The following is a 23,595-nucleotide window of genomic DNA, read 5'->3' on the forward strand; positions in this document are numbered from 1 at the left end:
CTGGTTTCAACCCGGCTGGCGTTGATCGTGGAAGACCTGGCGGGCCGCTGGTCCGCCGGGCGGCGTGAGCCAGGAATCTCCCTGGAACCGCGAGGGAGAGGATTCAATTCTCAGCCCCTTCGGCAGCTGCGGCGTCGGAGTCGGACACACCGTCCGGCTCCGCCTCCGCGTCATCGGGCGCCCCCGGCGCATGGTCGTACAGGACCGCGGCGAGGTCGCCCAGTTCCTCGGGGACCTTCGCGGACTCGCTGCGGCCGAGGCCCGCCATCTCGACGACGGTCACTCCGTCGTCACCGGTGGTGGCGCGGACCCACACCCGGCGGCGCTGGATGAACAGCGAGGCGGCCAGGCCCGCGATCGCGGCGATGGCTCCGGCGAGCGCCCAGCCGTCGCCGGGCTGCTGCGAGATCTGGAAGCTGGCCCACTCCTTGACGTCCTTCTCGAAGGTGATCGAGCCGGCGCCGTTCGGCAGCGTCATGGTCTCGCCGGGCAGCAGCCGCTTCTTCAGCAGCTCACCGTTGGAGTCCTTGAACTCCTTCATCTTGGAGGTGTCCAGCTGGTACACGTTCTGCGGGATGCCCGAGTCGACGCCGAGGCTGCCGTGGTACGCGGACAGCGCGAGCACGGGGAAGTCCAGCGCCGGGAACTGCGAGAACATCTCGCCCTTGCCGGCGCCCGCGAAGGTCGGCACGAAGAAGGCGTTGAAGCCGAGCTGCTCCTTCTTGCCGTTCTTGTCGGTGTAGCCGTCGAGGACCTTGATGGCGCCAGTCGAGGTGATGTTCGCGTCGATCGGCAGCAGCGGCACGGCCTGCTGGAAGACGACCTTGCCGCGGCCGTCGCGGACGGTGACGACGGGCGCGTAGCCGTGGCCGATGAGGTAGACCTTCGAACCGTCTATCTCGAGGGGCTTGTTGACCTCGATCGAGGTCTTCTTCTCCCTGCCGTCGACGCCCTCGCTGTACGTGACCTCCGCGCGGAACGTGCGGGGGGTGCCCTTGTTCGGCCCGGTGCGCTCGTACGTCCCCACGAACCTGTCGAGCTGGAAGCTGAACGGCGCGAGGTCGTCGGTGCTGAAGAGGCTGCCGGACTTGAAGTCGTCGTACTGGGTCAGCGTGTTCGAGAAGCCGTCGCCCTCGAGGATCAGCTTGCCGCCCTCGGACTTGAACAACTGCCCGGTGGCGAAGGCGATCAGCATCACGATCAGGGCGATGTGGAAGACCAGGTTGCCGGCCTCGCGCAGATAGCCCTTCTCGGCGGCGACCGCGTCGCCCGCCGTGTGGGCGCGGAAGCGGCGCTTTTTGAGCAGGGCGAGCGCTGCCGCGCGGACCTGCTCGGGTTCGGCTTCCGTGCGCCAGGTCGTGTAGGCGGGCAGCCGGGTCAGGCGCCGGGGCGCGCCCGGCGGGCGGCCGCGCAGCTGGCCGACGAACTGCCAGGTGCGCGGCACGATGCAGCCGATGAGCGAGATGAACAGCAGGATGTAGATCGCGGAGAACCACACCGAGCTGTAGACGTGGAAGAGGCCGAGCTTGTCGTAGATCGGCCCGAGTGTGGTGTGCGCGTCCTTGAAGTCCTGGACCTTGAGCTCGTCGCTGCCCGTCTGCGGGATCAGCGAGCCCGGGATCGCGGCGAGGGACAGCAGGAAGAGCAGGATCAGCGCGACCCGCATGGAGGTCAGCTGCCGCCAGAACCAGCGGGCCCAGCCGACCGTCTCGCGGGCGGTCCAGGCGAGCCATCCGGCGAAACCGGGCGCGCGCGGCCCGCCGAACGAGCCGGGCACGGCGGTCTCGACGGGCGCGGTGGACAGCTGCGATCCGGCTTCGCGGAGGTCGCCGTCGTTCTGAACGGCGCCTTCGGCGGCGTCCTCGCGGGACGTTTCCTCGTGGGCCGTTTCCTCGTGGGCCGTTTCCTCGTGGGTCTGCACGTCAGCCCTCTGTGTCTGGCTGGTCTTGCTCATGGAATCAGATCCCCACCGTGAAGCCGTCGGACCAGACCTGCATCTCCTGCACGAGGCTGTCCCACGCGCCCGTGAGCAGGAGCAGGCCGGTCGCCACCATCATGCCGCCGCCGATCCGCATCACCCACGCGTAGTGGCGCTTGACCCAGCCGAAGGCCCCGAGTGCCTTGCGGAAGGCGACGGCGGCGAGCACGAACGGCACGCCGAGGCCGAGGCAGTACGCGATGGTCAGGACGGCCCCGCGGCCCGCGTTCGCCTGGTCGAGGGCGAGGGCGTTCACGGAGGCGAGCGTCGGGCCGATGCAGGGCGTCCAGCCGATCCCGAAGAGCGCGCCCAGGAAGGGCGCGCCCACGAGCCCGGTGGTCGGCTTGGTGTGAAACCGGAACTCGCGCTGGGTGAGCCAGGGCATCAGCCCCATGAAGAACACACCCATGAGGATCATGAGCACACCGAGCGCCTTGGACAGAACGTCCTTGTGCTCCTGGAGCGTCGAGCCGAAGTACCCGAAGAGGGCACCGCTGGAGACGAACACCGCGGTGAACCCGAGGACGAAGAGGCTCGCCCCCGCGACCATCCGGCCCCGCCGGGCCTCCGCCAGATCCGTACCGCTCACGCCGGTGACGTACGACAGATAGCCGGGCACCAGCGGCAGCACGCACGGGGAGAAGAAGGAGACGAGTCCGCCGAGTACGGCGAGCGGCAGTGCCAGCAGCAAGGCGCCGTTGAGGACCGTCTGGTTCGGTTCGGTGACGGCCGCGAGAGTCGTGCCGGCCGCGAGAGTCGTGACGCCCATCACTTCTCCGCGATCAGCGGATCGAGCATCTTGCGGAGCTTCTCCTCGCTGAGCGGCGACAGCGAGCGGGCCGCGATGTTCCCCTCCCGGTCGATGACGACCGTGGACGGAATGGCCTGCGGGTTGAGCGCGCCCTTGGGGAAGCGCAGCATCAGCTTGCCCGTCGGGTCGTACAGGCTCGGGTACGGCACGTCGTAGCTCTTCTCGAACTCCAGCGCAGGACCTGTGCTGGTGTCACGCGTGTTGATGCCGACGAACTGCACGCCCTGCGCCTCGGTGTCCTTGGCGACCTTGACGAAGCCGGGCGCCTCGGCGCGGCACGGCGGGCACCAGGAGCCCCAGACGTTGAGGACGACGACCTTGCCCTTGTAGTCGGCGACGTCGAGCTTCTTCCCTTCGAGGGTCTCGCCGTCGAGCTTGGGCGCGGGGGTGCGTTCGCCCTTCTCGACGGTGGCGATGCCGTCGGTGCCGGTGACGAAGTTGGTGTTGCCGGAGCCGCCCTGGGTGCCGCCCGACCCGCCGCACGCGGACAGGGTCAGCGCGGCGACCGCGACCCCGGCGGTCAGCAGGGCGGCGCGGCTGCGGTGACGGGTGCGGTTCGAGCGCGGGTGTGGGGCTCGGCTGGCGGCACTCATGTGAAAAGTTTCGCATGCCAGAATCGGGGATCTTCCGCACCCCCCTCGAGGGCGAAGAACCCCATTTCAGGCAGCGCTTCCGGCGCCCCGGCCCAGCTTCCCCAGCTTTTTCCAGCCACCGGCGGGCGCTTCCCCCACCTCCAGGCTCTGCAGCTCGGCGAGGATCGCCGGATCCTGGACGTCGAGCCAGTCCACGAACTGCCGGAAAGAGACGCACCGCACATCCTTCTGGCCCGCGATGCGCTTGAGCACCTCCTCTACGGCGTCCATGTAGATGCCGCCGTTCCACTCCTCGAAGTGGTTGCCGATGAAGAACGGTGCCCGATTTGTCTCGTATGCCCGGTGAAAGCCCGCGAGATAGGACTCGGTCGCCTGGGTGCGCCAGCCCGGGTAGTTGTAGGCGGGCGCCCTGGTCGAGTTCAGGGACTGGTTGGCGAGCATGTTGTAGTCCATCGACAGGACCTCGAAGGAGTGCCCCGGGAACGGCACGCCCTGCAGGGGCAGATCCCACACGCCCAGCCTCTTGCGCGGCCACTGCTGAAGGCCGCCGGGCGAGGACGCGTCGTAGCGCCAGCCGAGCTCGCGGGCGGCGGGCAGCAGGTTGTCCTGGCCGAGCAGGCACGGCGTGCGGCCGCCGATCAGCTCCTTGTCGTAGTCGAAGGGCAGCGGGGGCAGATCACTCCAGCCCGTGTTCGTACGCCACTCCTGGACGAAGGACTTGGCCTGGTCGATCTCGCTGCGCCACTGCCCGGGCGTCCAGTTGGCGACGCTGCCCGCCCCGTCGCAGAAGTGCCCGTTGAAGTGCGTGCCGATCTCGTGCCCGGCGAGCCAGGCCCGGCGGACGTTCTTCAGCGTCTCCTTGACGTGCTCGTCGGTGAGGTAGCCGATGGCGGAGGCGCCGACCGGATTGTTCGGCGGGCGGTAGAGCCGCTTCTTGGACTCGGGCAGCAGATACAGCCCGGACAGGAAGAAGGTCATGTGCACGCCGTGGTCCTCGGCGGCCTTCAGAAAGCGCGGGAACAGCCCGTTGCCGACCTCGCCCGCGCCGTCCCACGAGAAGACGACGAACTGCGGCGGCTTCTCACCGGGTTCGAGCGGCACCGGCTCGGCGGGCTGGTTCGGCTGCTTTCCGGTGTACGCGGTGGAGCCGTCGCCGATCAGGCGCACCGGGTTCTTCGGGCGCCCCGGCCTGCCGTCCCCGTGCCGGCCGCCGGGCGCTCCCGGAGCGCCCGCGCCACCGCCGCGGCCGCCTCCGATGCCGCCGTGGGCACCTTCGGCCCCGCAGGCCGCCAGCCCGAGGGAGGCGGCCGCACCGACTCCCAGCCCGATCAGTCCCCTTCGGGTGATATGCCGCATCCCATCCCCGTCCGTCGCACCGGATATCCATAAAAGATGGACATCCCGTTAGAGGTGGCAACGAACACGAAGGTTCCGCCCAATCACCTGCTTTCCGGGGCCTTATACGGCCGAGTGGCTCAAGACGGGGGTGCGAGGCCGCGCCCCATAAGGGGCGCGGGGAACTGCGCGACCAGCCCCCACCGACCCGCAGGTTAAAACCGCTCTCCCAGCGGAGCGCTAGGCTCCGAAGGCCTTGCCCTTCCCCTTCGCCGGCTTCGCACCGGCGAGCAGATGGGGCGGCACAAGGTCGCGGGCCGGCTCCGTGTAGCCGACGGAGACGATCTTGTCGTCCTTGAACGTGAAGCTCGTCAGCGACGCGAGCGTGCACTGCCGTTTGCGCGGGTCATGCCACAGCCGCCGCCGCTCCACGAAGCTGCGCACGATCCAGATCGGCAACTGATGGCTGACGCACACGGCTTCATGCCCGCGGGCCGCGTCGCGCGCCGCCTCCAGCGCGCTCATCATCCGCACGACCTGCTCGATGTACGGCTCGCCCCAGGACGGCTTGAACGGGTTGACCAGGTGCCTCCAGTTCTCCGGCCGGCGCAGCGCACCGTCGCCGACGCCGAAGCTCTTGCCCTGGAAGACGTTGTCCGCCTCGATGAGCCGACGGTCCGTCGCGATGTCCAGACCGTGCGCCTTCGCGATCGGGGTCGCGGTCTCCTGCGCCCGCTCCAACGGCGAGGAGACGACGTACGTGATGTCGCGCGCCGACAGGTGCTCGGCGACCCGCTCGGCCATCTGCCGCCCGAGCTCGGAGAGGTGGTAGCCGGGCAACCGCCCGTAGAGCAGCCCGTCCGGGTTGTGCACCTCGCCGTGGCGCATCAGGTGCACGACGGTGATGTCGTCGCGCCCCGCGGGAGACTTCGGGGTCCCGGCGGCCCCGAAGGTCTCGACCGGCTCGCTGTTCTCGGCGGTCCCGGCGGTCTCGCGGTCGTCAGGCAGGGCGCTCATGCGGTGGCCTCCGCGGCGGCACGGGCGGCGGCGGGCAGGGCGGCGGCGATGCGCTCGATCGCCCGCTCGTCGTGGGCGGTCGACACGAACCAGGCCTCGAACGCCGACGGCGGCAGATAGACGCCCTGGGCCAGCATCGAGTGGAAGAAGGCGTTGAAGCGGAACGCCTCCTGCGCCTTGGCGTCCTCGTAGGTGCGTACGTCTCCATCGGTGAAGAAGACGGAGAACATGTTCGACGCGTTCTGCAGGCGGTGGGCGACGCCCTCCTTGGTGAGCGCGTCGGTCACCAGACCGCGGATCTCACGCGACACGGCATCGAGCTTCTCGTACGCGGCATCGTCGAGGAGCCGCAGCTGGGCCAGGCCCGCGGCGGTCGCGACGGGGTTCCCGGAGAGCGTGCCCGCCTGGTAGACGGGCCCGGCCGGGGCGAGATGCGCCATGACGTCCGCGCGACCGCCGAACGCCGCCGCGGGGAAGCCGCCGCCCATGACCTTGCCGAAGGTCATGAGGTCGGGCCGCACGCCGTCGACGCCGTACCAGCCGGCCTTCGACGTACGGAAGCCGGTCATGACCTCGTCGGAGATGTACAGGGCACCGTTCTCCGCACAGGCCGCCTTCAGGCCCGCGTTGAAACCGGGCAGCGGCGGCACGACGCCCATGTTGCCGGGCGACGCCTCGGTGATCACACAGGCGATCTCACCGGGGTGCGCGGCGAAGGCCGCGTGCACCGCGTCCAGGTCGTTGTACGGCAGGACGATCGTGTCGCCGGCCTGGGCACCGGTGACGCCCGGGGTGTCGGGCAGCGCGAAGGTCGCGACTCCGGATCCGGCGGCGGCCAGCAGGGCATCGACGTGACCGTGGTAACACCCGGCGAACTTGATCACCTTGGCGCGTCCGGTGAATCCGCGCGCGAGACGGATCGCGGACATCGTGGCCTCGGTGCCGGACGAGACGAGCCGCACCTGCTCGACGGGCTCGACGCGCGCGACGATCTCCTCGGCCAGCGCGACCTCGCCCTCACCCGGCGTACCGAAGGACGTGCCGCGGGCGACGGCCTCCTGCACGGCGGCGATGACCTCGGGGTGCGAGTGCCCGAGGATCATCGGGCCCCACGAGCACACGAGATCGACGTACTCACGGCCGTCGGCATCCGTCAGGTACGGGCCCGTGCCGGACACCATGAACCGGGGCGTACCGCCCACGGCGCGGAACGCGCGTACGGGAGAGTTCACGCCGCCGGGCGTGACGCGGCCCGCACGGTCGAAGAGCCCCTGCGAGACGGGTGCCTCATAGGGGTACGGCGCGGTCGCCGCCGGGGACGACGCGCTGCCGGGGATGTTGTTCGCCTCTGCCATACCCCTCAGCGTACGGCCCGGCTCCAGACCGCCCGTGAGGGTCTCCCGCCTCCGCACGACGCGCGTCTGCTCTCTGTCGTACGGCGCCCGTCCCCTCACTCCGCACCGTTCCCGATCTCCTGGAGAAGGGGTACCGTGTCGCAACGCGTGCGGAACCGGCCCTCCCCACTGCTCTTCGCAACTGATCACTGCTCATCGCAACTGATCACTACTGATCCCCTTTTGCAGTGGTCATGACGGGAGGGCGCTGCCTACACTCCCCGCAGGATCCGCACTCAGGGAGAGTCACCGCCCTCAGCGACCGGCCGTCGGCACCCCCCGGGTGCCCGAAGCCGGCCCGTGGTACAGGACAGGTGTTTCACCGCACGTTTCGGCGAGCGGCCGTGGGGGAGGTCACTGTCACGATGATCGGGTTGCGCCGCGGGGGATGTGCGGCCTAGAAAAGCAGTCGGGTGGAGATATGCATCGCGGTGGCGGACTGGGCGAGGGCACCGGTGACCTCGGTCCTCGGCGTGCTGAAACCCCCCCTGCCGCAGGTCAGGGGAGGGGACGACACCGGCGGGATGCTCAGCGCCGCCCGGAGGCCGGGCCGGCGGAGACGGCCGGGGCCGCCGGGACACCCGGAATACAGGCATCCCGGGCAGGAGCTCGGGGCAAGACGGAGCGAGTGCCGGGGGGAAGCAGGAGTGGCCGGGTGGGGGTGACCTACAAGTACTTCGGCGCGCCGGACGGCGCGACGGCGGCCCGCGTGCCGATCTCGATGCGCCCCGAGGAACTCGGCGGCGACGAGCTCGGCATGGGCGGCATGTTCACCAAGATCAAGCCGGAGACGATGGCCGCGATGGTCCTCACCGGCATCGAGGGCATACCCCTGCACAAGGTCCCCCCGCTCGAACTGGTCGTCCTCCACCCGGACTACGCGGTCGTGAAGCTGCCGATGACGGTCGTCGACCCCCTGCGGGGCATCGGCGAGGAGGCGGTCGGCGCGGCGGCCTTCATCTGGTCGACGGTCCCAGACCGCGGCGGCCCACGGGACGCGTTCAACGTGTACCAACTGCTGCACGAGTGGCAGGACTTCAGCCATCGGCTGCATGAGGCGGGGCATCAGCCTTATTGCCTGGTGTGGCCCTGAGCTGGGTTTCTTGGGGAACGGGCGGGGCTTTCGGGTCCCGCCCTCGTCATGTGCCGGGAGGGGCCGTCAGGCGGCCAGGGCATTGAGGGCACATGGGTTTGGGTGAGGGCACTGTTGCGCCCTGGGCGGCCGGCGGCTCGCCGTCGTCCTTCGCCTCGGCTTCCGTGAAGGCGTCGTCGATCGCCTTGCGGGTGCGGGTCTCGCTGGACGGCAGCAGATGCGTGTATGTCCGCAGCGTGAAGCCGGGGTCCGAGTGGCCGAGGTACTCGGAGAGCGCCTTGATGCTCCCCGCGTCCAGGAGCACGGAGGCGTAGGCGTCGCCTTCCGCGTCAAGAGCGCCGAGGCCAGACTCGGCCGAGCCACCGACGCCGACGATCCTCGCGTGGCGACGAGTCAGGATGCGGGTGGAAGCCTGCGGGGCTTATGCGTTCGCTGGACCAATGAGCGGTCAAGGCCGGGGGGGACGTGGAGGCGTCCCACCCCGGCCTGGTGTCATCGGATGTACTTCGCCGGCTTGGTGGCGGCGTTGAGTAGGTACTCCAGGGGGCCGCGGCGGAAGAAGCGGGACCAGATCGCGGCGAACACGATCGCCCCGAGGACGAACATGAGCAGGGGCACCCATGACTGCTGGGTGCTGGTCCCGGCGGGCACGGACAGCACGGACTGTGCGACGAAGTGGCCGACGTAGGCGGTCAGGGACATGGTGCCCACGGCGATCACCGGTTTCGCCAGGCGGCGCAGCCGCGGCAGGCGGTCCATCAGCACCGTTGCGCCCACGATCACGAGGATCGCGACTCCGACGCTGCCGATGATGTCGAATGTGGTGCCGCTGTGCGGCCCGGCCGTCAGGAGCGACGACGCCGGCATATCGGGGAACGACCCGCCGTCGAGGGATGCCGACCCGCTGGCGGGGGGCATCGCCCCGGAGCCCCCGGACGACGGCCCGTCTTCCGCGAGGCTCCGCAACGCGCCCTTGCCGGCGAGCAGCAGGGACATGCCGTACGCGGTCACGGTGAGGGCGGCACCGAACGCGGCCAGGCGCCGCTGGACAGCGCCGGAGGACAGGTCGAGGCGGCCCAGCGCCATACCCGCGATCACGAACGACATCCACGTGAGCGCCGGGTAGAAGCCGGTGAGCAGCAGATCGAGCACTCCCACCTCGCTGAGGCGGCGGAGCGGGTCGTAGGCGTTGATGGTCTGCTGGACCGACGGAGTCAGCAGCGCGGTCAGGGCGAACGCCAGCTGCGGTGTGACGAGGGCGAACGCGGCCGCGGTGATCGCGAGCGTCCTGGCGCGCAACCGCACCAGGGGCAGGGCCAGCAGGAAGTAGACACCGTAGAAGCCGAGGATGATCACTCCCCCGTACTCCATCGCCATCACGGTGCCCAGCGCCAGCAGGACCACGGCGCGGATCGCGATCCGCGCCTTCGCCTGCCGGCCCGCCAGGCCGGTCTTCGGCTCCCGGCGGCCGGCGAGCAGCATCAGTGAGAACCCGGCGAGGGTGGCGAACAGGACCGATGAGTGACCGTCCGATATGTACCGGATCCAGCTGGCGACGCCGCTCGTGGCCGACAGCGGGGGGCCGATGTGCACGACGTACATGCCGAACACCGCCAGCGCGCGGGCCAGATCCACCCCGACGAGGCGTCCCATCGAGGGTCCGGGCGAGGCCGGCACGGCGGACTCGGGGGAGGTTCGGGGCTGCGGAGGCGAGTTCTCCTGCGGAGCTGACATCTCCTGCGGCGGCTGTGTCTGTGTCATGTGGAGAATCTCGCGTGGACGTCAGAGGGCGGGCCATCCGGCAGTCTTCGGTAACGCCCCGCCGGTCGGCGGGTACCGCCCTGCCGACCGGCGGAGTCTCGTCCCGACCGGTCCGGCGGGACCGGAGAGCGGTCTTCGTCAGCCACTCGGCGGGGGTGCACCCGACAGTTGCCGGATGGGCGTGGGGCACCGGGGCTTCGAGGCTTGAGGCATGACACACCAGAATTGATATGCGATCACGTCCTGGTATCCGGACCGCTGATGCGGTGCTCGGCACACTGCAGAAGAAAGGAACGTCGTGAACACCGCATCCGCCCCGGCGACGGATGAAGCTTCCCTGTCCGCCAGAGAGACGATCAAGGCACTGTTCGCCTATGTCCGCCCGCACCGGTGGGCCGTCGCCCTCGGCCTGCTGTGCGCCCTGGTCGGGGCCGCCGGGGGGCTGCTGCAGCCGCTGGCCACGAAGGCACTGGTGGACCGGCTCGCCTCCGGTGAGACCATCGCCGGGATCCTGATCGCGCTCACCGTCCTGGTGCTGCTGGGCACTGCGGTCGAGGCGTTCGGCGCGTACGTGCTGGAGCGGACGGCGGAGTCGGTGGTCCTGGCCGCGCGGCGCACCCTGGTGGGGCGGCTGTTGCGGCTGCGGATCGCGGAGTGGGAGCGGATCCCGCCGGGTGATCTGATGTCCCGGGTCACCTCGGACACGACGCTGCTGCGGGCGGTCAGCACCCAGGCGGTCGTCTCCGCGGCCACCGGCACGGTGGCCTTCGTGGCGGCGATCGTGATGATGGCGTACCTGGACGTCGTGCTGCTGGGTGTGACGCTCGGTGTGGTCGTGCTGGTCGGCGGGGCCGTCGCCCTGGTGATGCCGAAGATCGCCCGCGCCACCGAGCGGTCGCAGGAGGCGGTCGGGGAGATCTCCGTCGCGCTGGAGCGGTCTCTCGGAGCGTTCCGTACGGTCAAGGCGTCCGGCGCCGAGGGTCGGGAGACCGCCCGGGTGGAGGCGGCGGCACGGCGGGCGTGGCGGCACGGCGTGAAGAGCGCGAAGTGGGAGTCCGTGGCGGGCTCGGCCGACGAACTCGCCGTACAGCTGGCCTTCCTCGTCGTGCTCGCGGTCGGCGGGGCGCGCGTGGCGTCCGGGGAGATCCCCGTGTCCACCCTTATCGCCTTCCTGCTGTACCTCTTCTACCTGATCGAGCCGGTGTCCAGGCTGGTCGACGCCGTCTCCCAGTACCAGGAGGGGGCAGCCGCGATCTCCCGGATCGCGCACGTGGAACGCCTGTCGACGGAGCCGACCGACCGGCACAAGGGCGTCCTGCCCAGGCAGGGGACAGCGGTGCCGCGTCCGGCGTCGGTCCGCTTCGAGGACGTGTCATTCCGTTATCGTGCGGGCCTGCCGTACACCCATCAGCAGGTGAGTTTCGAGGTTCCGGGCACCGGGATGACCGCCTTCGTCGGTCCTTCCGGTGCGGGCAAGTCGACGGTGTTCGCGCTCATCGAGCGGTTCTACGAGGCCACCGGCGGCCGGGTCCTGGTCGACGGCAAGGACGTACAGGACTGGTCCCTGCCCGCGCTGCGGTCTGCCATCGGGTACGTGGAGCAGGACGCTCCGGTGCTGGCGGGCACGCTCCGGGAGAACCTGGTCTTCGCGGCGCCCGGCGCGACGGACGACGACATCCGCGACGTCCTGACCCGGACGAAGCTCGACACCCTCGTCGAGCGCCTGCCCCACGGCCTGGACACACCGGTCGGACACCGCGGCTCGAAGCTGTCGGGCGGCGAGCGGCAGCGCGTCGCCATCGCCCGCGCCCTGCTGCGCAAGCCCCGGCTGCTGCTCCTTGACGAGGCGACTTCGCAACTCGACGCCGTCAACGAGCTGGCGCTGCGGGACGTCATCGCGGACGTGGCCCGTGAGACCACCGTGCTCGTGGTGGCCCACCGCCTGTCGACGGTGACAGGCGCCGACCGGATCGTCGTGATGGACACCGGCCGGGTCCGGGCGGTGGGCAGCCATGAGGAACTGGTGGCCCAGGACCCGCTGTACGCGCGGCTGGCGGCCACCCAGCTCCTGACCCCCACGCGATGACCCACCACACGCCAGGTTGTCCGGTCGTCCACTGCAGACCCGGCCGGACAACCACACGCTTCGGCACCAGCGGAGACCAAGACGGCGAAATGTACAGGCACTGAGTCCGCCATCCGCTGCACAACGCGCGGTGTGGAGCCGGCTGACGCAAACCGACTGTGCTGTCCGGCGGCGTGTACGGCCTTTGGGTGTCGAGTCCAGGGCCATCCCGGCGTACGGGTGGGTGGCGCAACAGCCCTGGTCGGTCAGTCCGCACCGAGCGGGATCCGCAGCCGCACCCGGTAGCCGCCCTCGGCCGTCGGGCCCGACTCCAGGGTCCCGTGCAGGATGTCGGCCCGTTCCCGCAGGCCGATCAAGCCCTGCTGCGAACCGGGCAGGGACAGGGAGGGACGCGTGGGCGCGGCGTTGGTGACAGTCACTCCGACGTCGTCGCCGTCCTGCCACAGTTCGACGCAGGCCACGGCGCCGGGGGCGTGCTTGCGTACGTTGGTCAGCGCCTCCTGAACCGTGCGGTAGATGGCCCGTTGGGCGGGGGTGCCCACAGCGGCTGGAAGCTCGCCGGTCAGCTCCGCGTGAGTGCCGCTTGATTCCACTAGTTTGTGCAGGTCGGCCAGAGTGGGCTGAGGTGTCAATTCGGTGGCGCGGCCGCCGGAGGCGCGCAACAACGTGACCATGGTGCGCAGTTCGTCGAGCGTGGTGACGCTCAGCGAACGGATCGTGCGAGCGGCCTCTTTGGTGTTTGCGTCCCTGGTGGCGACCTGCAGGGCTCCGGCCCGTACGGCTATCAGGCTGACCTGGTGGGAGACCACGTCATGCATTTCGCGGGCCAGTTGGGCGCGTTCGCGGGCGAGGACGGCCTGGGCGTGCAGGGCCCGCTCGTGCTCCCTGGCCTCCTCGATCTCGTCCAGCCGCCGCGCCAGGTCCCGTTGTGCCTGGAGGAACTGACCGAAGAGGACCGGTGCGGCGGCGGTCGCCAGGCTGTAGACGAAGATGACCAGCGTCATGGTCCGGTCGGCCTCAGCCAGGGGCCACGGGGTACTGCCCGCGACGGCGGACAGGGCGACGCACACCGCGAGGAGACGGCGGTTGCGGGAGCGTTCGGCCAGCGTGAACAGCGCCACGAGTACAGCGAGGGCGACATCCTGCATCAGCGCGATAGGCAGGGTGAGCAGGAACACGCCGAGCGGGAACCGGCGCCGGAAAGCCAGCGCGATGCAGCCGACTGCGGCCAGCGCGACACCGAGGCGCGTGTGCTCCCACATGTTCAGCCATACGTCCACGGCCGCCACCGCCACCATAAGGACGTCGACGACCGGAGTGGGAACCCGCTTCCACGGAGCTGCGGCGCGGCTCATCGTCCGACCTGCGGCTGCGGGCGCTCGTCGAGCAGTCCGGCCCGCTGCGCCAGCAGCGCGGCCTGCACCCGGCTCGTCACCCGTAGCTTCGTGAGGATGGCACTCACGTGGTCCTTGACCGTGCCGGCGCTCAAGTGGATGCGCCCCCCGATGTCCGCGTTCGACAGGCCCTCCGCCACCAGGACGAGGACATCGCGCTCCCGGGCGGTGAGCAGCCGGACGCGGGCCGCCTCCCCGTCGACGGCCGCCCCGCTGCCGGGGTGATTGCGCAGCAGTGTCCGCGACGCCTTGGGGGACAGCACGACGCCGCCCGCAGCCAGGGTGCGCACCAGGTGGGCGAGCTGCTCCGGCTCGGTGTCCTTGAGGAGGAAACCGGCAGCGCCGGAGTGCAGCGCGGTCAGGATGTACTCATCGGCGTCGAACGTGGTCAGCATCGCCACCACCGGCGGATCCGGCATCGCACGCAGCTCGCGCAGGACGGCGAGCCCGTCGACGTCCGGCATCCGGATGTCCAGCAGGACCACGTCGGGCCACTCCCGGCGCACGGTCTCCACGGCACTGCCCCCGCTGGCGGTCGCGACGACCTCGACGTCCTCGGCCGCACCCAGAATGAGTTCGAAGCCCGAGCGGACCAGTGCCTCGTCGTCCACCACCACTACCCGTATCACGCGCGCTCCGCCTCAACTTCGTTCATGCCGTCCGGCCCATGCCGACTCGACCCTAAAGCCCCCCACAGACCCGGCAGCCAGTCAGACGGCAGCTCCAGCCACACGGCGGGGCAGCTCCCTCCGATCGGCGGGGACATCACAGCCTCCTGCCGGATACTCCCCGCAGGTCAACGTGCGTTTCAGGGAGAAACCCCAGGTCAGTGCCCCGTGACTCCCATTGGCTGCACGAGTGGCAGGACTTCAGCCATCGGCTGCATGAGGCGGGGCATCAGCCGTATTGCCTGGTTTGGCCCTGAGCTGGGGTGGGGTTTCTGGGGACTGGGCGGGACTTCGGGTCCCGCCCTCGACATTTCTATGTAGAGCTGTCTGGCAGCTCGGCGGCGAAGAGATCTGACGCTTCGGTCGCGTGCACCGCCCGCTCTGCCCAGATCAGGGGTTGATCGAGATCGGCGCAGGTACCCACCCGCTCACGGACTCCCGTCAGGCTCCTTCGCCATCGAACAGATCGGACGCGTCGGTCGCATGCACCGCACGCTCCGACCAGACCTTGAGCTGCTCCCTGTCGGAGCAGGAGCTCACCCGCTTGCGGACAGACTCTGGCACCGGGATGCCGCGCCACTCGAGGATTTGCAGAACCACCTCCGCGCGCTCCTCGACCCGCCCCTCGACCCGTCCTTCATCCCGCACCTTCTCGGCAACGGGGTGCCGGAAAAAGTAGTTCACTGGCGCCATCAGGTCCCTCCAGATCTTCCTGGCCTGGGGATCCACCAGGCCCGACTCGACGAGTTGCGCGAACAGCGCCGCGCTTTCGGGGTCAACGGTCTCCAGAGCCGCCGCAAGCGGTCCCAGTATCGCAGCGGCATGCGGCCCTTTCCCATGTGTAATGGCCGAGAACACCGCGAGCGAGACATCCTGCGCTGCCTGTTTCTCGTCCACGATCACTGGAACGTTGTCCGGGCCGAGGACCAGTGGCCGCACCGTGAGGGAGGACCAGCCCGGCAGGCCGAGCCGGATGGGCTGAGCGGCCCAACGAGCGGTGGAGCTGCTCTGGGACATCACGATCAACACCGGCTCACAGCGGTACTTCGCGTACAGGTAGGAGAGGTAGTAGGCCCAGCTCCCGCGCTTGGCCTCGTCCTTCTTGCCCTGCGCCTCCAACACCAGCAGGAAGTTCCCCTCGTCGGTGTCCACCCGCACCAGGCTGTCCACGCGGCGCTCGATCGGCTCGATCTCGGTCAGGTCCGTGTTGAGGACCGCAATGTCGCGCGGCTCCGGGAACGGAACGTGGAAGAGTCTTGGGAAGTTGCGGAGCAGCGCCGCGGTGTCCTTCTGAAAGCATCGATGCAGCGATTCGTGCGACGAGCTGACCATCGGCTCCCCTTTCAATCCGACATGATCAACGTTCTACGCCGCACCGAGGTCACACCACACGTACTTGCCCCCGTCGCCACCCGGGGCGAGCGGATGCCAGCCCCAGTCGTCGGCGCAGGCGCGGACGATTTCGAGGCCGCGCCCGGCCTCCGCGTCCGCGCTGTGCGCCGACTCCGGTGCGGGAGGCGGGGGTTTGGAGTCGGCATCCCAGGCGCCGACGCGGAGGACTCCGTCCCGCCAGTGCAGGCGGAGGGCCGCGGGGCCCTTCGTGTGCCGTACGGCGTTGGAGACCAGCTCCGTCGCCAGCAATTCCGCCACGTCGGTGAGCCGGATCAGCCCGTGGGCGGTGAGGATCAGGCGCAGCGTACGGCGGCAGACGGCGACGGCGCGGAGGTCGTGGGGGATGTAGAGCGTGTACTCCCAGGGTTCGTCTTCAGGCATGCGTGCCCTCCAGGTGAGTGGTTGGGAGAGTTGGAGAGGCGCGGCGGGGGCGGGCGGTGGCAATGCCGCAGCCGTCATGGCATGACGGTGTGGTGCGCTTCCGGGGAGTCCCGGCGTTCCGCAGCGTGTGCGATGCGTCACCGACGGTAGAACAAAAATTTTTCCTCGTGCAACCCGCTGGCGTAGTCTGACACCCGAACGAGGCATGGTGGCAGGCCAGTTGAGGCCAGGAGAGTTGCATGGCACCGAGGAGTCAGCCCACCGCACGACAGGTGCGACTGGGCACCGAACTGCGCAGGCTACGCGAGGCAGCCGGCCTCAAGGCCCGCGAAGTTGCGGGGCTGCTGAGCTCGACCTCGGCCCAGATAAGCCAGGTGGAAGCGGGCCTCGCAGGCGTGAGCGAGGAGCGTGTGCGGCGGCTCGCCGCACATTACGCCTGTGCCGACGAGGCGTTGGTCGAAGCCCTGGTCGCTATGGCCACGGACCGCGTACGTGGCTGGTGGGAGGAGTACCGGGGCGTCCTTCCACCGGTGTTCCTGGATGTCGCCGAGCTGGAGCACCACGCGTCGTTCCTGCGTGAGGTCGTCATCACACACGTGCCGGGACTGTTCCAAACCCCCGACTACGCCCGAGCCGTCTTCGGCTACATGGTGCCCGAGCTCCCGCCAAGCGAACTGGAGCCCCGAGTCGAGCACAGGTTGAGGCGGAGAGCCGCCATCGAAGGGGACGACGCCGCCGAGTACGAGGCGATCGTCCACGAGATCGCTCTGCGCATCCTCGTGGCAGATCGCAAGACCGCCCGAGCTCAACTTCTTGAGATCCTGCAGCAGATCGAGCGAGGCCACACCGTACGAGTCATCCCCATCGACGTACCCGGATTCGCCGGGGCCAGCAGCGCGATGATGTACGTGGGCGGACCGCTCCCCCGGCTTGACACCGTCCTTCGTGACTCTCCACACGGCACCGCGTTCCTCGACGCCGAGTCCCAACTAGACCGGTTTCGAAAGCTCTTCCGTAAGGTGGAGAAAGCAGCTCTCGACCCCGTGTCGTCACGAGACTTCATCCACCACGTCGCCAAGGAACTGTGAGGCACAAGGCATGAACCCCGCCCTCCACTGGCAGAAGTCCTCCTTCTCCGAGGGAGGCGACGGGAATACCTGCGTGGAACTCGCTGCCATCGAAGCCGAGTTGATCCACCTCCGCGAAAGCGACACCCCCGCCACCCGCCTCACCACAACCCCAACCCCCCTCACCCAGCTCATCCTGGGCATAAAGTCCGGCAGGCTCAGCTCGCCCCCGGCCTGATCACCGCAGTCGCTCACTGCGGGCCGTCGGCGAGAGCCGCGAGAACCTGTCTCAAGGCGCCACCTTCTGCGGCTGGGCGGGGGTCGCCGCGGCCGTAGGTGTGCGGTCGCTGCGGCGAATCCACAGGCAGGCTCCGCCCAGCAGTGCGGCACTTCCCACCAGCCAGGGCAGCGGGCCCGGCGGCAGAATGCCGACGATCAAGCCGGTGAGGGCGCACGCCAGTTGGAGGGCGAGGGACTGGACAGACAGCGCGGTGGCCCGGCCGGAGCCTGTGACCCGGCGGTGCAGGAGGTCGTTCTCGCTCGGGCTCGCCACGCCGAGCCCGACATAGACCAGGCCATATCCGGTGGCCGCCAAGGCCATGGAGGCCCCGCTCTCGAACCCTGCGGTGATGCCGAGCAGGAGCAGGCCGCTCGCGCTGACGCCCAGGCCCAAGAGGACCGCGCGCTCTCCGCTGCCTGCGAGCCGAGCGGTGAGCGGCGCGAAGTGGCTGCCTATACCCGAGCAGATGAAGCCCGCGCAGGCGAGTGAGGCGAACAGCACCGCACCCGACTCCGACGCGCCCGTGAGGGCTGCGGCACGCCCTGGCGTGAGCAGTTCGATCGTGGCGAACGCGCTACCGGCCGCCCCTGCACTGAGCAGCACCCTGCGAACGACCGTGTCGCGTCCGCCCAGCCGCAGGCCATCCGCAACAGTGGCCGGAACGCCGCGGAACACGTCGCGCAGGGACGCCGACGGCCGGGGAGGCTTGCGCAGGGCTGTCAGGACGTACAGCACGAAGGCGATCTCGACTCCTGCGCCCAGCAGAAGCGGGACGGACAGGGGCAGCACCAGCCCGGAGGTCGCTTCACTCAGCCACGCGCCGACGTCGGGGCCGAGTCCGAGCAGCCAGGGCAGCGCGCCGCCGAGCAGGGTGCCGGTCGCGAGCGCGGCGGACGTCGCGGAGCTGCCGCGGGCGAGTCCGGTACGCAGTTCGGCGTCGGGGCCGGAGTGCGCCTGGACGGTGTCCACGTACCAGGCTTCGGCGGGCCCGCTGGAGAGCGCACGGCCTGCGCCCATGAGGCTCATGCCGAGGGCGAGTACCCAGGCCGTCGTGCCCAGGGCCTGGAGAGTGAGGGCGATCAGGTTCAGCAGGCCGGCGGCAGCCAGGACGGTTCGGCGGCCGAGGACGTCGGACAGTCCGCCGGTAGGCAGTTCCAGCGCTGCGGCGGTGAGCGAGTGGGCGGCGACGAACCCGGCGACGGCAGCGAGGGACATTCCGCGCTCGCGCAACAGCAGGACGTGGGGGGCCACACCCAGACCCACTGGAAGCCAGAAGAGCACACAGACCGTCACGTAACGACGGCGTGTGAGGCCAGGATCTCCGCCAGCGCCCGTGATGCCTGGCGGATCATCCCGGGGTTCGTGTCCCAGTAGTACGGCAGGGCGAGCACGGCCTGGTAGAGCGCCCAGCCCCGGCCGCGCAGCCATGAGGCGTCGTCGGCCTCGAGTTCGGCGCGGAAGCGGTGGCGGCTGTCGGCGGTGAAGAGGTTCCACGCGGGCAGCAGGTCGCACGCCGGGTCGCCGACGGCGAGAGTGCCGAAGTCGATCACTGCGGACAGGCGGCCGTCGACGACGAGCAGGTTGCCCGGGAGCAAGTCGCCGTGTAGCCAGACGTCTTCGCCGTCCCAGGGAGCGGCGCTCAGCGACTCCTGCCATGAGCGGAGGGCGGCGGCGCCGTCGATCCGGTCGCCGAGCTCTGCGATCGAGCGGCGGACCGACTCGTCGTGTTCCGCGAGCGGTCCGCCTCGGCCGCCGGGGGAACGCGGACGGGCTCCCGTCGTGTCGACCCGGCGCAACGCCCTGACGAACGCGGCGAGATCGACCGCCGCCTGGTTCATGTCGTCGATCGTGCCGTTCGCGTTCTCTCCGGGCAGCCACTCGTACACCGACCAGTCGAAGGGATAGCCCTCCGCCGGATGTCCCATCGCCAGCTGCACCGGCAGGGCGAGCGGCACGTGCGGCGCGAGCCTGGGCAGCCACTCCGCCTCTTTCGCCGCCTGTTCGGTGGCCCAGCCGATGCGTGGCAGCCGAACGGCCAGCTGGTCGCCGAGCCGGTAGACGTCGTGATCAGTCCCGTACGAGGGGACCAGCTCGACCGGTAGACCGGCCCACTGCGGGAACTGGCCGCCGAGCAGGCGCCGTACGAGCGCCACGTCGGTCCCGACCTCGTCGGCGTGCATCTTCGTTTCGCTCATCGGCCGCATGGTCGGCGAATCGCGCCCGCCACAGCAACCCGTTTTCGGCGGCGGGGCGCAGGTACGCTCGGAGCACGGGCAGTGAGGGAGAGGCGGGGGTGGCCGTGACCAGTCGTTTGCTGATGCCGTGTCGACGCGCCGGCGTGCGGACAGCGGGAGAAGCCAGTCTTGGTGCGGGTGTGGGCGGTTCGGTGGCGCCCACCGCGATCCTGGACTGGGGGCATCCGCTCGTCGCGGCGCTGGTGGCCCGGGTGCGCCGCGATGCGGCGGCGCGGGGCGCAGGGAGCCCGCGCGAGGCGCTGCAGGTGGCGCACGGGATCATCGCCCGCGGTGTGCGGCCTGTGTACTCGGTCGAGGACCGGCGTCGGACCTCGCGGACCATGCGGCTCGGCCGTGGCTCGTGCAGCCAGCGGATGGCCGCCCTGGAGTCGGTCGCCCGGGCGATGGACGTGCCTACGCGGGTGCGCGGGCTGCTCGTCGACGGAGTCTTCTGGTATCCGCGCTTTCCCCGGTTCAGGCCGCTTGTGCCGGAGCAGGTGCTGCTGGCGTGGCCCGAATTCCTGCTGCAGAAGGAGCAGGAACCGGCGCAGGAGCAGGGGCAGGAGCAGAGTCACGCTCAAGGGCTGGAATGGGTTCCGATCGGCGAGCTGTTCCGGAGCCCGGCAGAGCGCGGCGGCGGCTCCGGGGGCGGTGCGTTCACCAATCGGGGCGGTGAGACCCTCTTCGACGCCGTGGCCCGCACGGCGGTGGACTGGGACGGGACGCAGAGCTGCGGGATGCCGGGCGGCGCCGGGTGCGATCTGTCGGCGCACGTTCTCGTCGATCTCGGATACTTCGGCTCCCGCGACGCACTCTTCGCGCGCCACGGCCAGACCCTGTGCTGGCCGGCCCGCAGGCTCAGCGAGCCGGTGCTCGGCCGCTGGAGCGCGGGCGCGGGCGCCGACGCCGGGCCCACCTCGCCCTGAGCTCGCCTTGATCACGGTTCACGGGCGAACGCGACCAGCCCCATGCCCACCCCGGGTCGCCAGCAGATCCAGCGCCCGCTCCCAGCCGAACCCGTCCGCGCCGCCTTCGTGACGGTCACCGAACAGCACACCCATCCGGCTCAGCCTCGCCACGCTCTCCTCGTACGCGGGATGCGCGGCCAGCCCGTCGCTCACGCGCGGCAGCACCGCGATCGGGACGCCGAGGCCGGACGCCTCACAGAGGGTGCCCAGCGCCAGCGTGTCGGCTATCCCGGCAGCCCACTTGTTGATCGTGTTGAAGGTGGCCGGCGCGACCGCGACGGCGTCCGGGTCGGGGAACGGCCGCGGATCACCCGGGGAACGCCAGGCCGAGCGGATCGGGTAGCCCGTCTGCGCCTCGATGGCCACCGCGTCGATGAAGCCCAGGCCGAGCGGCGTGGCGATGACTCCGACGTCCCAGTTCCGCTCCTGGGCCGCGGTGATCAGTTTGCTGACCTCCTCGGCGACTCCGGCGGCGCATACGACGACGTAGAGGAAGGGCTTGTCGGCCTGTCGGGTCACGTGCGGGCTCCGGATGGAAGGAGAAAGGGACGAGACGGTTCCCACCACCCTGCCGCATGAAGGCGTCGGACGGCGGGACGGAGCCGGCTTACACCGCCCGCCGGCCCCGCTTCCCCACCGTGAACCCGATCACCGCCCCGCCCCCCGGCCGCCGCCGGGCGAACGGAGTTCCGCCGTGGGACGCGGCCACCTCGCGGACGATGGAGAGGCCGAGTCCGGAGCCGGGCAGGCCCCGGGCGTCGGGGGCGCGGTAGAAGCGGTCGAAGACGCGCGGCAGGTGCTCCTCGGCGATACCGGGGCCGCGGTCGCGTACCTCGACGCGGGCGGTGCCCTCCGCGTCCGCCGCTGCGGTGACGACGATCTCGATGGGGGCCGTGCCTCCGGGGTCGAACTTGGCGGCGTTCTCCACGAGGTTGGAGACCGCGCGCTGGAGGGCGGCGGGCCGGCCCTCGACGACCGTGCCCGCCATGTCGCCTGCGGCCACCTGCACGGTGACGACCCGGCCGGTACGGCGTCGGGCCGCCCCCGCCACGTCCTCCGCGACCTCGCCGAGCGCCACCTCCACCACCGGCTCGTCGTCCTGCTGGCCGGCGGCGAGGTCCACCAACTCGTTGACCAGGTCGGTCAGTTCGCGGGACTCCTCCGCCAGGTCCGCGACGAGTTCTTCGCGGGCTGCGGGCGGCAGCTCGTCGATGCGGCGCAGGAGCGAGATGTTCGTACGCAGGGATGTGAGCGGCGTACGGAGTTCGTGGCCCGCGTCCTGGACGAGACGCCGCTGGTCGTCGACGGACTGCGCGAGCCGCCCCAGCATGCGGTCGAAGGCGCGGCCGAGCCGGCCCACCTCGTCCCGTCCGGCGACCGGCACCTGGGTGTCGAGGCGCCCGGTGCGCGCGACGCCCTCGGCGACGTCGGTCAGCCGTACGAGGCGGCCGGTGATGCGCCGGGCCAGCCACCAGCCGAACAGACCGGCGGCCACGACGATCGCGGCGACCAGCGCGACCGTACGTTTCTGCAGCTCCCTCAGCAGGTCCTCCGTGTCGCTGAACTCCTGGGCGACCTGCACCGCGCCCCGGCCGCCGCCGAGCGCCACGGTCGCGACCCGGTACTGGTGCTCGCCGACCTCGACCTCGTCGTGCACCGCCTTCGTGCCCGCCGTCCGGGCGTCGGTGGTGCTCCGGTCGTCCGCCCCGACGGGCAGGGGCGGGTTTCCCCTGTCCACGATCCGGCCGCCGGGCCCGAGCACCTGGACGTTGGTGCGGGTGGACCTGATCAGGTTGTCGCGCGGGCCGTCGTGGTCCGCGTCCGTGGACGTGAAGTCGTCGGGCGCGAGCGCCCGGTGCTGCCTCACCTCCTCCTGCAGACCGTGGACGACCTCGTCGAACACCGCCCGCTGATCGACCCGGACCAACCGTGCCGCCGCGTCATAGCTGAGGAAGCCGATGAGCACGGTCACGGCCGCCGCCACCGCCGCGAACGACACAGCGAACGTGGTGCGCAGGGAGGACGGCGGCCGAACCCCGGGGCGGCGCATGTCAGTCCTCTCTGAGGACGTAGCCGACGCCTCGCACGGTGTGGATGAGCGGGGGCAGCCCCGGTTCGTCCATCTTGCGGCGCAGGTATCCGACGTACACGGCGAGGTTCTTGGAGCCGGGGCCGAAGTCGTAGCCCCAGATACGGTCGTAGATCGTCGAGTGGTCGAGGACGATGCCCGTGTTGCGGGCGAGCAGTTCCAGCAGGTCGAACTCCGTCCTCGTCAGTTCGAGCTCGCGCGTGCCGCGCCAGGCGCGCCGGGCCGGCGGGTCGATGCGCAGGTCCCCCACCGTCACGACCTGGCCGTCATGGACGGCGCGGGCGGGAGCCTCGGGCACGGGCCGGCCATCGGGTGCGAGGGGCTGGGGCTGCTGCCCGGGCTGGGGCGTGCCGGTTCCGGTGCGCCGCAGCAGGGCCCGGAGCCGTGCGAAGACCTCGTCCACGTCGAAGGGCTTGACCACGTAGTCGTCGGCGCCCGCGTCCAGCCCTGCGATGCGGTCCGCCGTCTCCACGCGCGCGGTGAGCATCAGGATCGGCGTACGGTCGCCCTCCGCGCGCAGCACGCGGCACACCTGCAGGCCGTCGATGCCCGGCATCATCACGTCCAGTACGAGGACGTCCGGCCTGCCGCGATGCGCCTGGGCGAGCGCCTCGACGCCGTCGGCGACGGCGGTGACGTCGTACCCCTCCAGCGTCAGCGCCCGCTCCAGGGCGTGCCGGATGGCGCGGTCGTCCTCGGCCAGGAGCACGGTGTGGCGGGCGGACTCGGGCGCCCGCTCGGGCCCGGGCGCCGACCCGGACACGGGTTCTGGCCCGTGCGCCGACTCGGGCACAGGTTCGGGCGCCGGCTCGGACGCGGGTTCGGTCGCAGTGTGGGGCACGGGCCCAGTGTGCCAAGACCACCGGCCGATATGCCCTGACGAGAGCCCCTGCGGTGCTCTTCTTACCGGCCTCTCACCGCGGGTCTTACCTGCCTCTCACCGCGGCCGGTGGGCCGGCTTACCTCCGGCGGTCAGGGTGTGACGCGCCGGGTGCGGCCGTCGCTGCGCGGAGGCCTGTATGAAGCGGGCCTGCAGGAAGCGGAGGCCTGCATG

The 23,595-nt window shown here is 70.4% G+C and carries 21 protein-coding genes and 1 pseudogene; 5 read left to right on the forward strand and 17 right to left on the reverse strand.

Annotation, left to right across the window (positions count from 1 at the left end; translation table 11 throughout):
* Positions 1 to 103 precede the first annotated feature (103 nt).
* The 6 genes from resB to hemL all read right to left on the reverse strand — a co-directional run bounded on the left by resB (position 104) and on the right by hemL (position 7,089).
* Positions 104 to 1,954: a cytochrome c biogenesis protein ResB gene (resB, locus tag STSP_RS36100; RefSeq protein WP_078067793.1), complete on the reverse strand. Its 1,851-nt coding sequence runs from the start codon at positions 1,952 to 1,954 to the stop codon at positions 104 to 106.
* Positions 1,955 to 1,958: 4 nt separating this feature from the next.
* Complete coding sequence (locus tag STSP_RS36105; protein WP_067285501.1) at positions 1,959 to 2,747, reverse strand: cytochrome c biogenesis CcdA family protein; 789 nt, start codon at positions 2,745 to 2,747, stop codon at positions 1,959 to 1,961.
* Positions 2,747 to 3,382 carry a TlpA family protein disulfide reductase gene (locus STSP_RS36110; RefSeq protein ID WP_067285502.1) on the reverse strand — a complete coding sequence of 212 codons (636 nt, stop codon included), beginning with the start codon at positions 3,380 to 3,382 and terminating at the stop codon, positions 2,747 to 2,749. Before STSP_RS36110 ends, STSP_RS36105 begins: the two co-directional genes overlap by 1 nt.
* A 66-nt stretch (positions 3,383 to 3,448) precedes the next feature.
* Positions 3,449 to 4,738 (reverse strand): polysaccharide deacetylase family protein, encoded by a 1,290-nt coding sequence (locus STSP_RS36115; protein WP_067285504.1) that lies wholly within the window; start codon positions 4,736 to 4,738, stop codon positions 3,449 to 3,451.
* A gap of 219 nt (positions 4,739 to 4,957) precedes the next feature.
* Complete coding sequence (locus tag STSP_RS36120) at positions 4,958 to 5,605, reverse strand: histidine phosphatase family protein (RefSeq protein ID WP_067285589.1); 648 nt, start codon at positions 5,603 to 5,605, stop codon at positions 4,958 to 4,960.
* Between the two features lie 125 nt (positions 5,606 to 5,730).
* Positions 5,731 to 7,089 carry a glutamate-1-semialdehyde 2,1-aminomutase gene (gene hemL, locus STSP_RS36125; protein ID WP_067285506.1) on the reverse strand — a complete coding sequence of 453 codons (1,359 nt, stop codon included), beginning with the start codon at positions 7,087 to 7,089 and terminating at the stop codon, positions 5,731 to 5,733.
* 460 nt (positions 7,090 to 7,549) lie between these two features.
* Here hemL and STSP_RS36130 point away from each other — a divergent pair, with 460 nt between their 5' ends.
* A complete protein-coding gene (locus STSP_RS36130) occupies positions 7,550 to 8,221 on the forward strand; it encodes a hypothetical protein (protein ID WP_078067795.1) in 672 nt (223 codons plus the stop codon).
* Between the two features lie 46 nt (positions 8,222 to 8,267).
* Here STSP_RS36130 and STSP_RS38025 read toward each other — a convergent pair.
* Together STSP_RS38025 and STSP_RS36140 are read right to left on the reverse strand one after the other, a co-directional pair.
* Positions 8,268 to 8,573 (reverse strand): annotated as a pseudogene (locus STSP_RS38025) (hypothetical protein); the annotation flags it as partial.
* 140 nt (positions 8,574 to 8,713) lie between these two features.
* Positions 8,714 to 9,982 carry a DUF418 domain-containing protein gene (locus STSP_RS36140; RefSeq protein ID WP_232789937.1) on the reverse strand — a complete coding sequence of 423 codons (1,269 nt, stop codon included), beginning with the start codon at positions 9,980 to 9,982 and terminating at the stop codon, positions 8,714 to 8,716.
* Positions 9,983 to 10,280: 298 nt separating this feature from the next.
* Between STSP_RS36140 and STSP_RS36145 the strand changes: the two genes are divergently transcribed.
* Entirely contained in the window at positions 10,281 to 12,068 is a 1,788-nt protein-coding gene (locus STSP_RS36145) for an ABC transporter ATP-binding protein (RefSeq protein WP_067285510.1), read from the forward strand.
* A gap of 245 nt (positions 12,069 to 12,313) precedes the next feature.
* On the opposite strand, the gene STSP_RS36150 is transcribed toward STSP_RS36145, so the two are convergent.
* The 4 genes from STSP_RS36150 to STSP_RS36165 all read right to left on the reverse strand — a co-directional run bounded on the left by STSP_RS36150 (position 12,314) and on the right by STSP_RS36165 (position 15,903).
* Positions 12,314 to 13,423, reverse strand: a complete 1,110-nt coding sequence (locus STSP_RS36150) for a sensor histidine kinase (protein WP_067285512.1) — start codon at positions 13,421 to 13,423, stop codon at positions 12,314 to 12,316.
* Positions 13,420 to 14,091, reverse strand: coding sequence for a response regulator (locus STSP_RS36155; protein ID WP_198547522.1), 672 nt, complete (start codon positions 14,089 to 14,091; stop codon positions 13,420 to 13,422). Before STSP_RS36155 ends, STSP_RS36150 begins: the two co-directional genes overlap by 4 nt.
* A gap of 480 nt (positions 14,092 to 14,571) precedes the next feature.
* On the reverse strand, positions 14,572 to 15,462 hold the full coding sequence (locus STSP_RS36160) for an RpnC/YadD family protein (RefSeq protein WP_067285515.1): 891 nt from the start codon (positions 15,460 to 15,462) through the stop codon (positions 14,572 to 14,574).
* 33 nt (positions 15,463 to 15,495) lie between these two features.
* The gene (locus tag STSP_RS36165) at positions 15,496 to 15,903 is read right to left on the reverse strand and encodes an ATP-binding protein (protein ID WP_067285516.1); all 408 of its coding nucleotides are present in this window, start codon (positions 15,901 to 15,903) and stop codon (positions 15,496 to 15,498) included.
* Between the two features lie 239 nt (positions 15,904 to 16,142).
* Here STSP_RS36165 and STSP_RS36170 point away from each other — a divergent pair, with 239 nt between their 5' ends.
* Both STSP_RS36170 and STSP_RS36175 read left to right on the forward strand, forming a co-directional pair.
* Positions 16,143 to 16,991 carry a helix-turn-helix domain-containing protein gene (locus STSP_RS36170; RefSeq protein ID WP_067285518.1) on the forward strand — a complete coding sequence of 283 codons (849 nt, stop codon included), beginning with the start codon at positions 16,143 to 16,145 and terminating at the stop codon, positions 16,989 to 16,991.
* A 10-nt stretch (positions 16,992 to 17,001) separates the two neighbouring features.
* Positions 17,002 to 17,208, forward strand: a complete 207-nt coding sequence (locus STSP_RS36175; protein WP_067285520.1) for a DUF397 domain-containing protein — start codon at positions 17,002 to 17,004, stop codon at positions 17,206 to 17,208.
* A gap of 51 nt (positions 17,209 to 17,259) precedes the next feature.
* Here STSP_RS36175 and STSP_RS36180 read toward each other — a convergent pair whose 3' ends face one another.
* Both STSP_RS36180 and STSP_RS36185 read right to left on the reverse strand, forming a co-directional pair.
* Complete coding sequence (locus tag STSP_RS36180) at positions 17,260 to 18,501, reverse strand: MFS transporter (protein ID WP_198547523.1); 1,242 nt, start codon at positions 18,499 to 18,501, stop codon at positions 17,260 to 17,262.
* Positions 18,502 to 18,539: 38 nt separating this feature from the next.
* Positions 18,540 to 19,445 carry an aminoglycoside phosphotransferase family protein gene (locus STSP_RS36185; protein ID WP_067285591.1) on the reverse strand — a complete coding sequence of 302 codons (906 nt, stop codon included), beginning with the start codon at positions 19,443 to 19,445 and terminating at the stop codon, positions 18,540 to 18,542.
* Positions 19,446 to 19,549: 104 nt separating this feature from the next.
* Here STSP_RS36185 and STSP_RS36190 point away from each other — a divergent pair, with 104 nt between their 5' ends.
* The gene (locus STSP_RS36190; RefSeq protein ID WP_067285594.1) at positions 19,550 to 20,410 is read left to right on the forward strand and encodes a hypothetical protein; all 861 of its coding nucleotides are present in this window, start codon (positions 19,550 to 19,552) and stop codon (positions 20,408 to 20,410) included.
* Between the two features lie 18 nt (positions 20,411 to 20,428).
* Here STSP_RS36190 and STSP_RS36195 read toward each other — a convergent pair whose 3' ends face one another.
* The 3 genes from STSP_RS36195 to STSP_RS36205 form a co-directional block, all read right to left on the reverse strand.
* Positions 20,429 to 20,971: a flavoprotein gene (locus STSP_RS36195; RefSeq protein ID WP_067285522.1), complete on the reverse strand. Its 543-nt coding sequence runs from the start codon at positions 20,969 to 20,971 to the stop codon at positions 20,429 to 20,431.
* Between the two features lie 88 nt (positions 20,972 to 21,059).
* Complete coding sequence (locus STSP_RS36200) at positions 21,060 to 22,502, reverse strand: HAMP domain-containing sensor histidine kinase (RefSeq protein WP_067285525.1); 1,443 nt, start codon at positions 22,500 to 22,502, stop codon at positions 21,060 to 21,062.
* A gap of 1 nt (position 22,503) precedes the next feature.
* A complete protein-coding gene (locus STSP_RS36205) occupies positions 22,504 to 23,304 on the reverse strand; it encodes a response regulator transcription factor (protein WP_269801074.1) in 801 nt (266 codons plus the stop codon).
* Positions 23,305 to 23,595 lie beyond the last annotated feature (291 nt).

The organism is Streptomyces jeddahensis (assembly GCF_001642995.1).
Classification (GTDB): Bacteria; Actinomycetota; Actinomycetes; order Streptomycetales; family Streptomycetaceae; genus Streptomyces; species Streptomyces jeddahensis.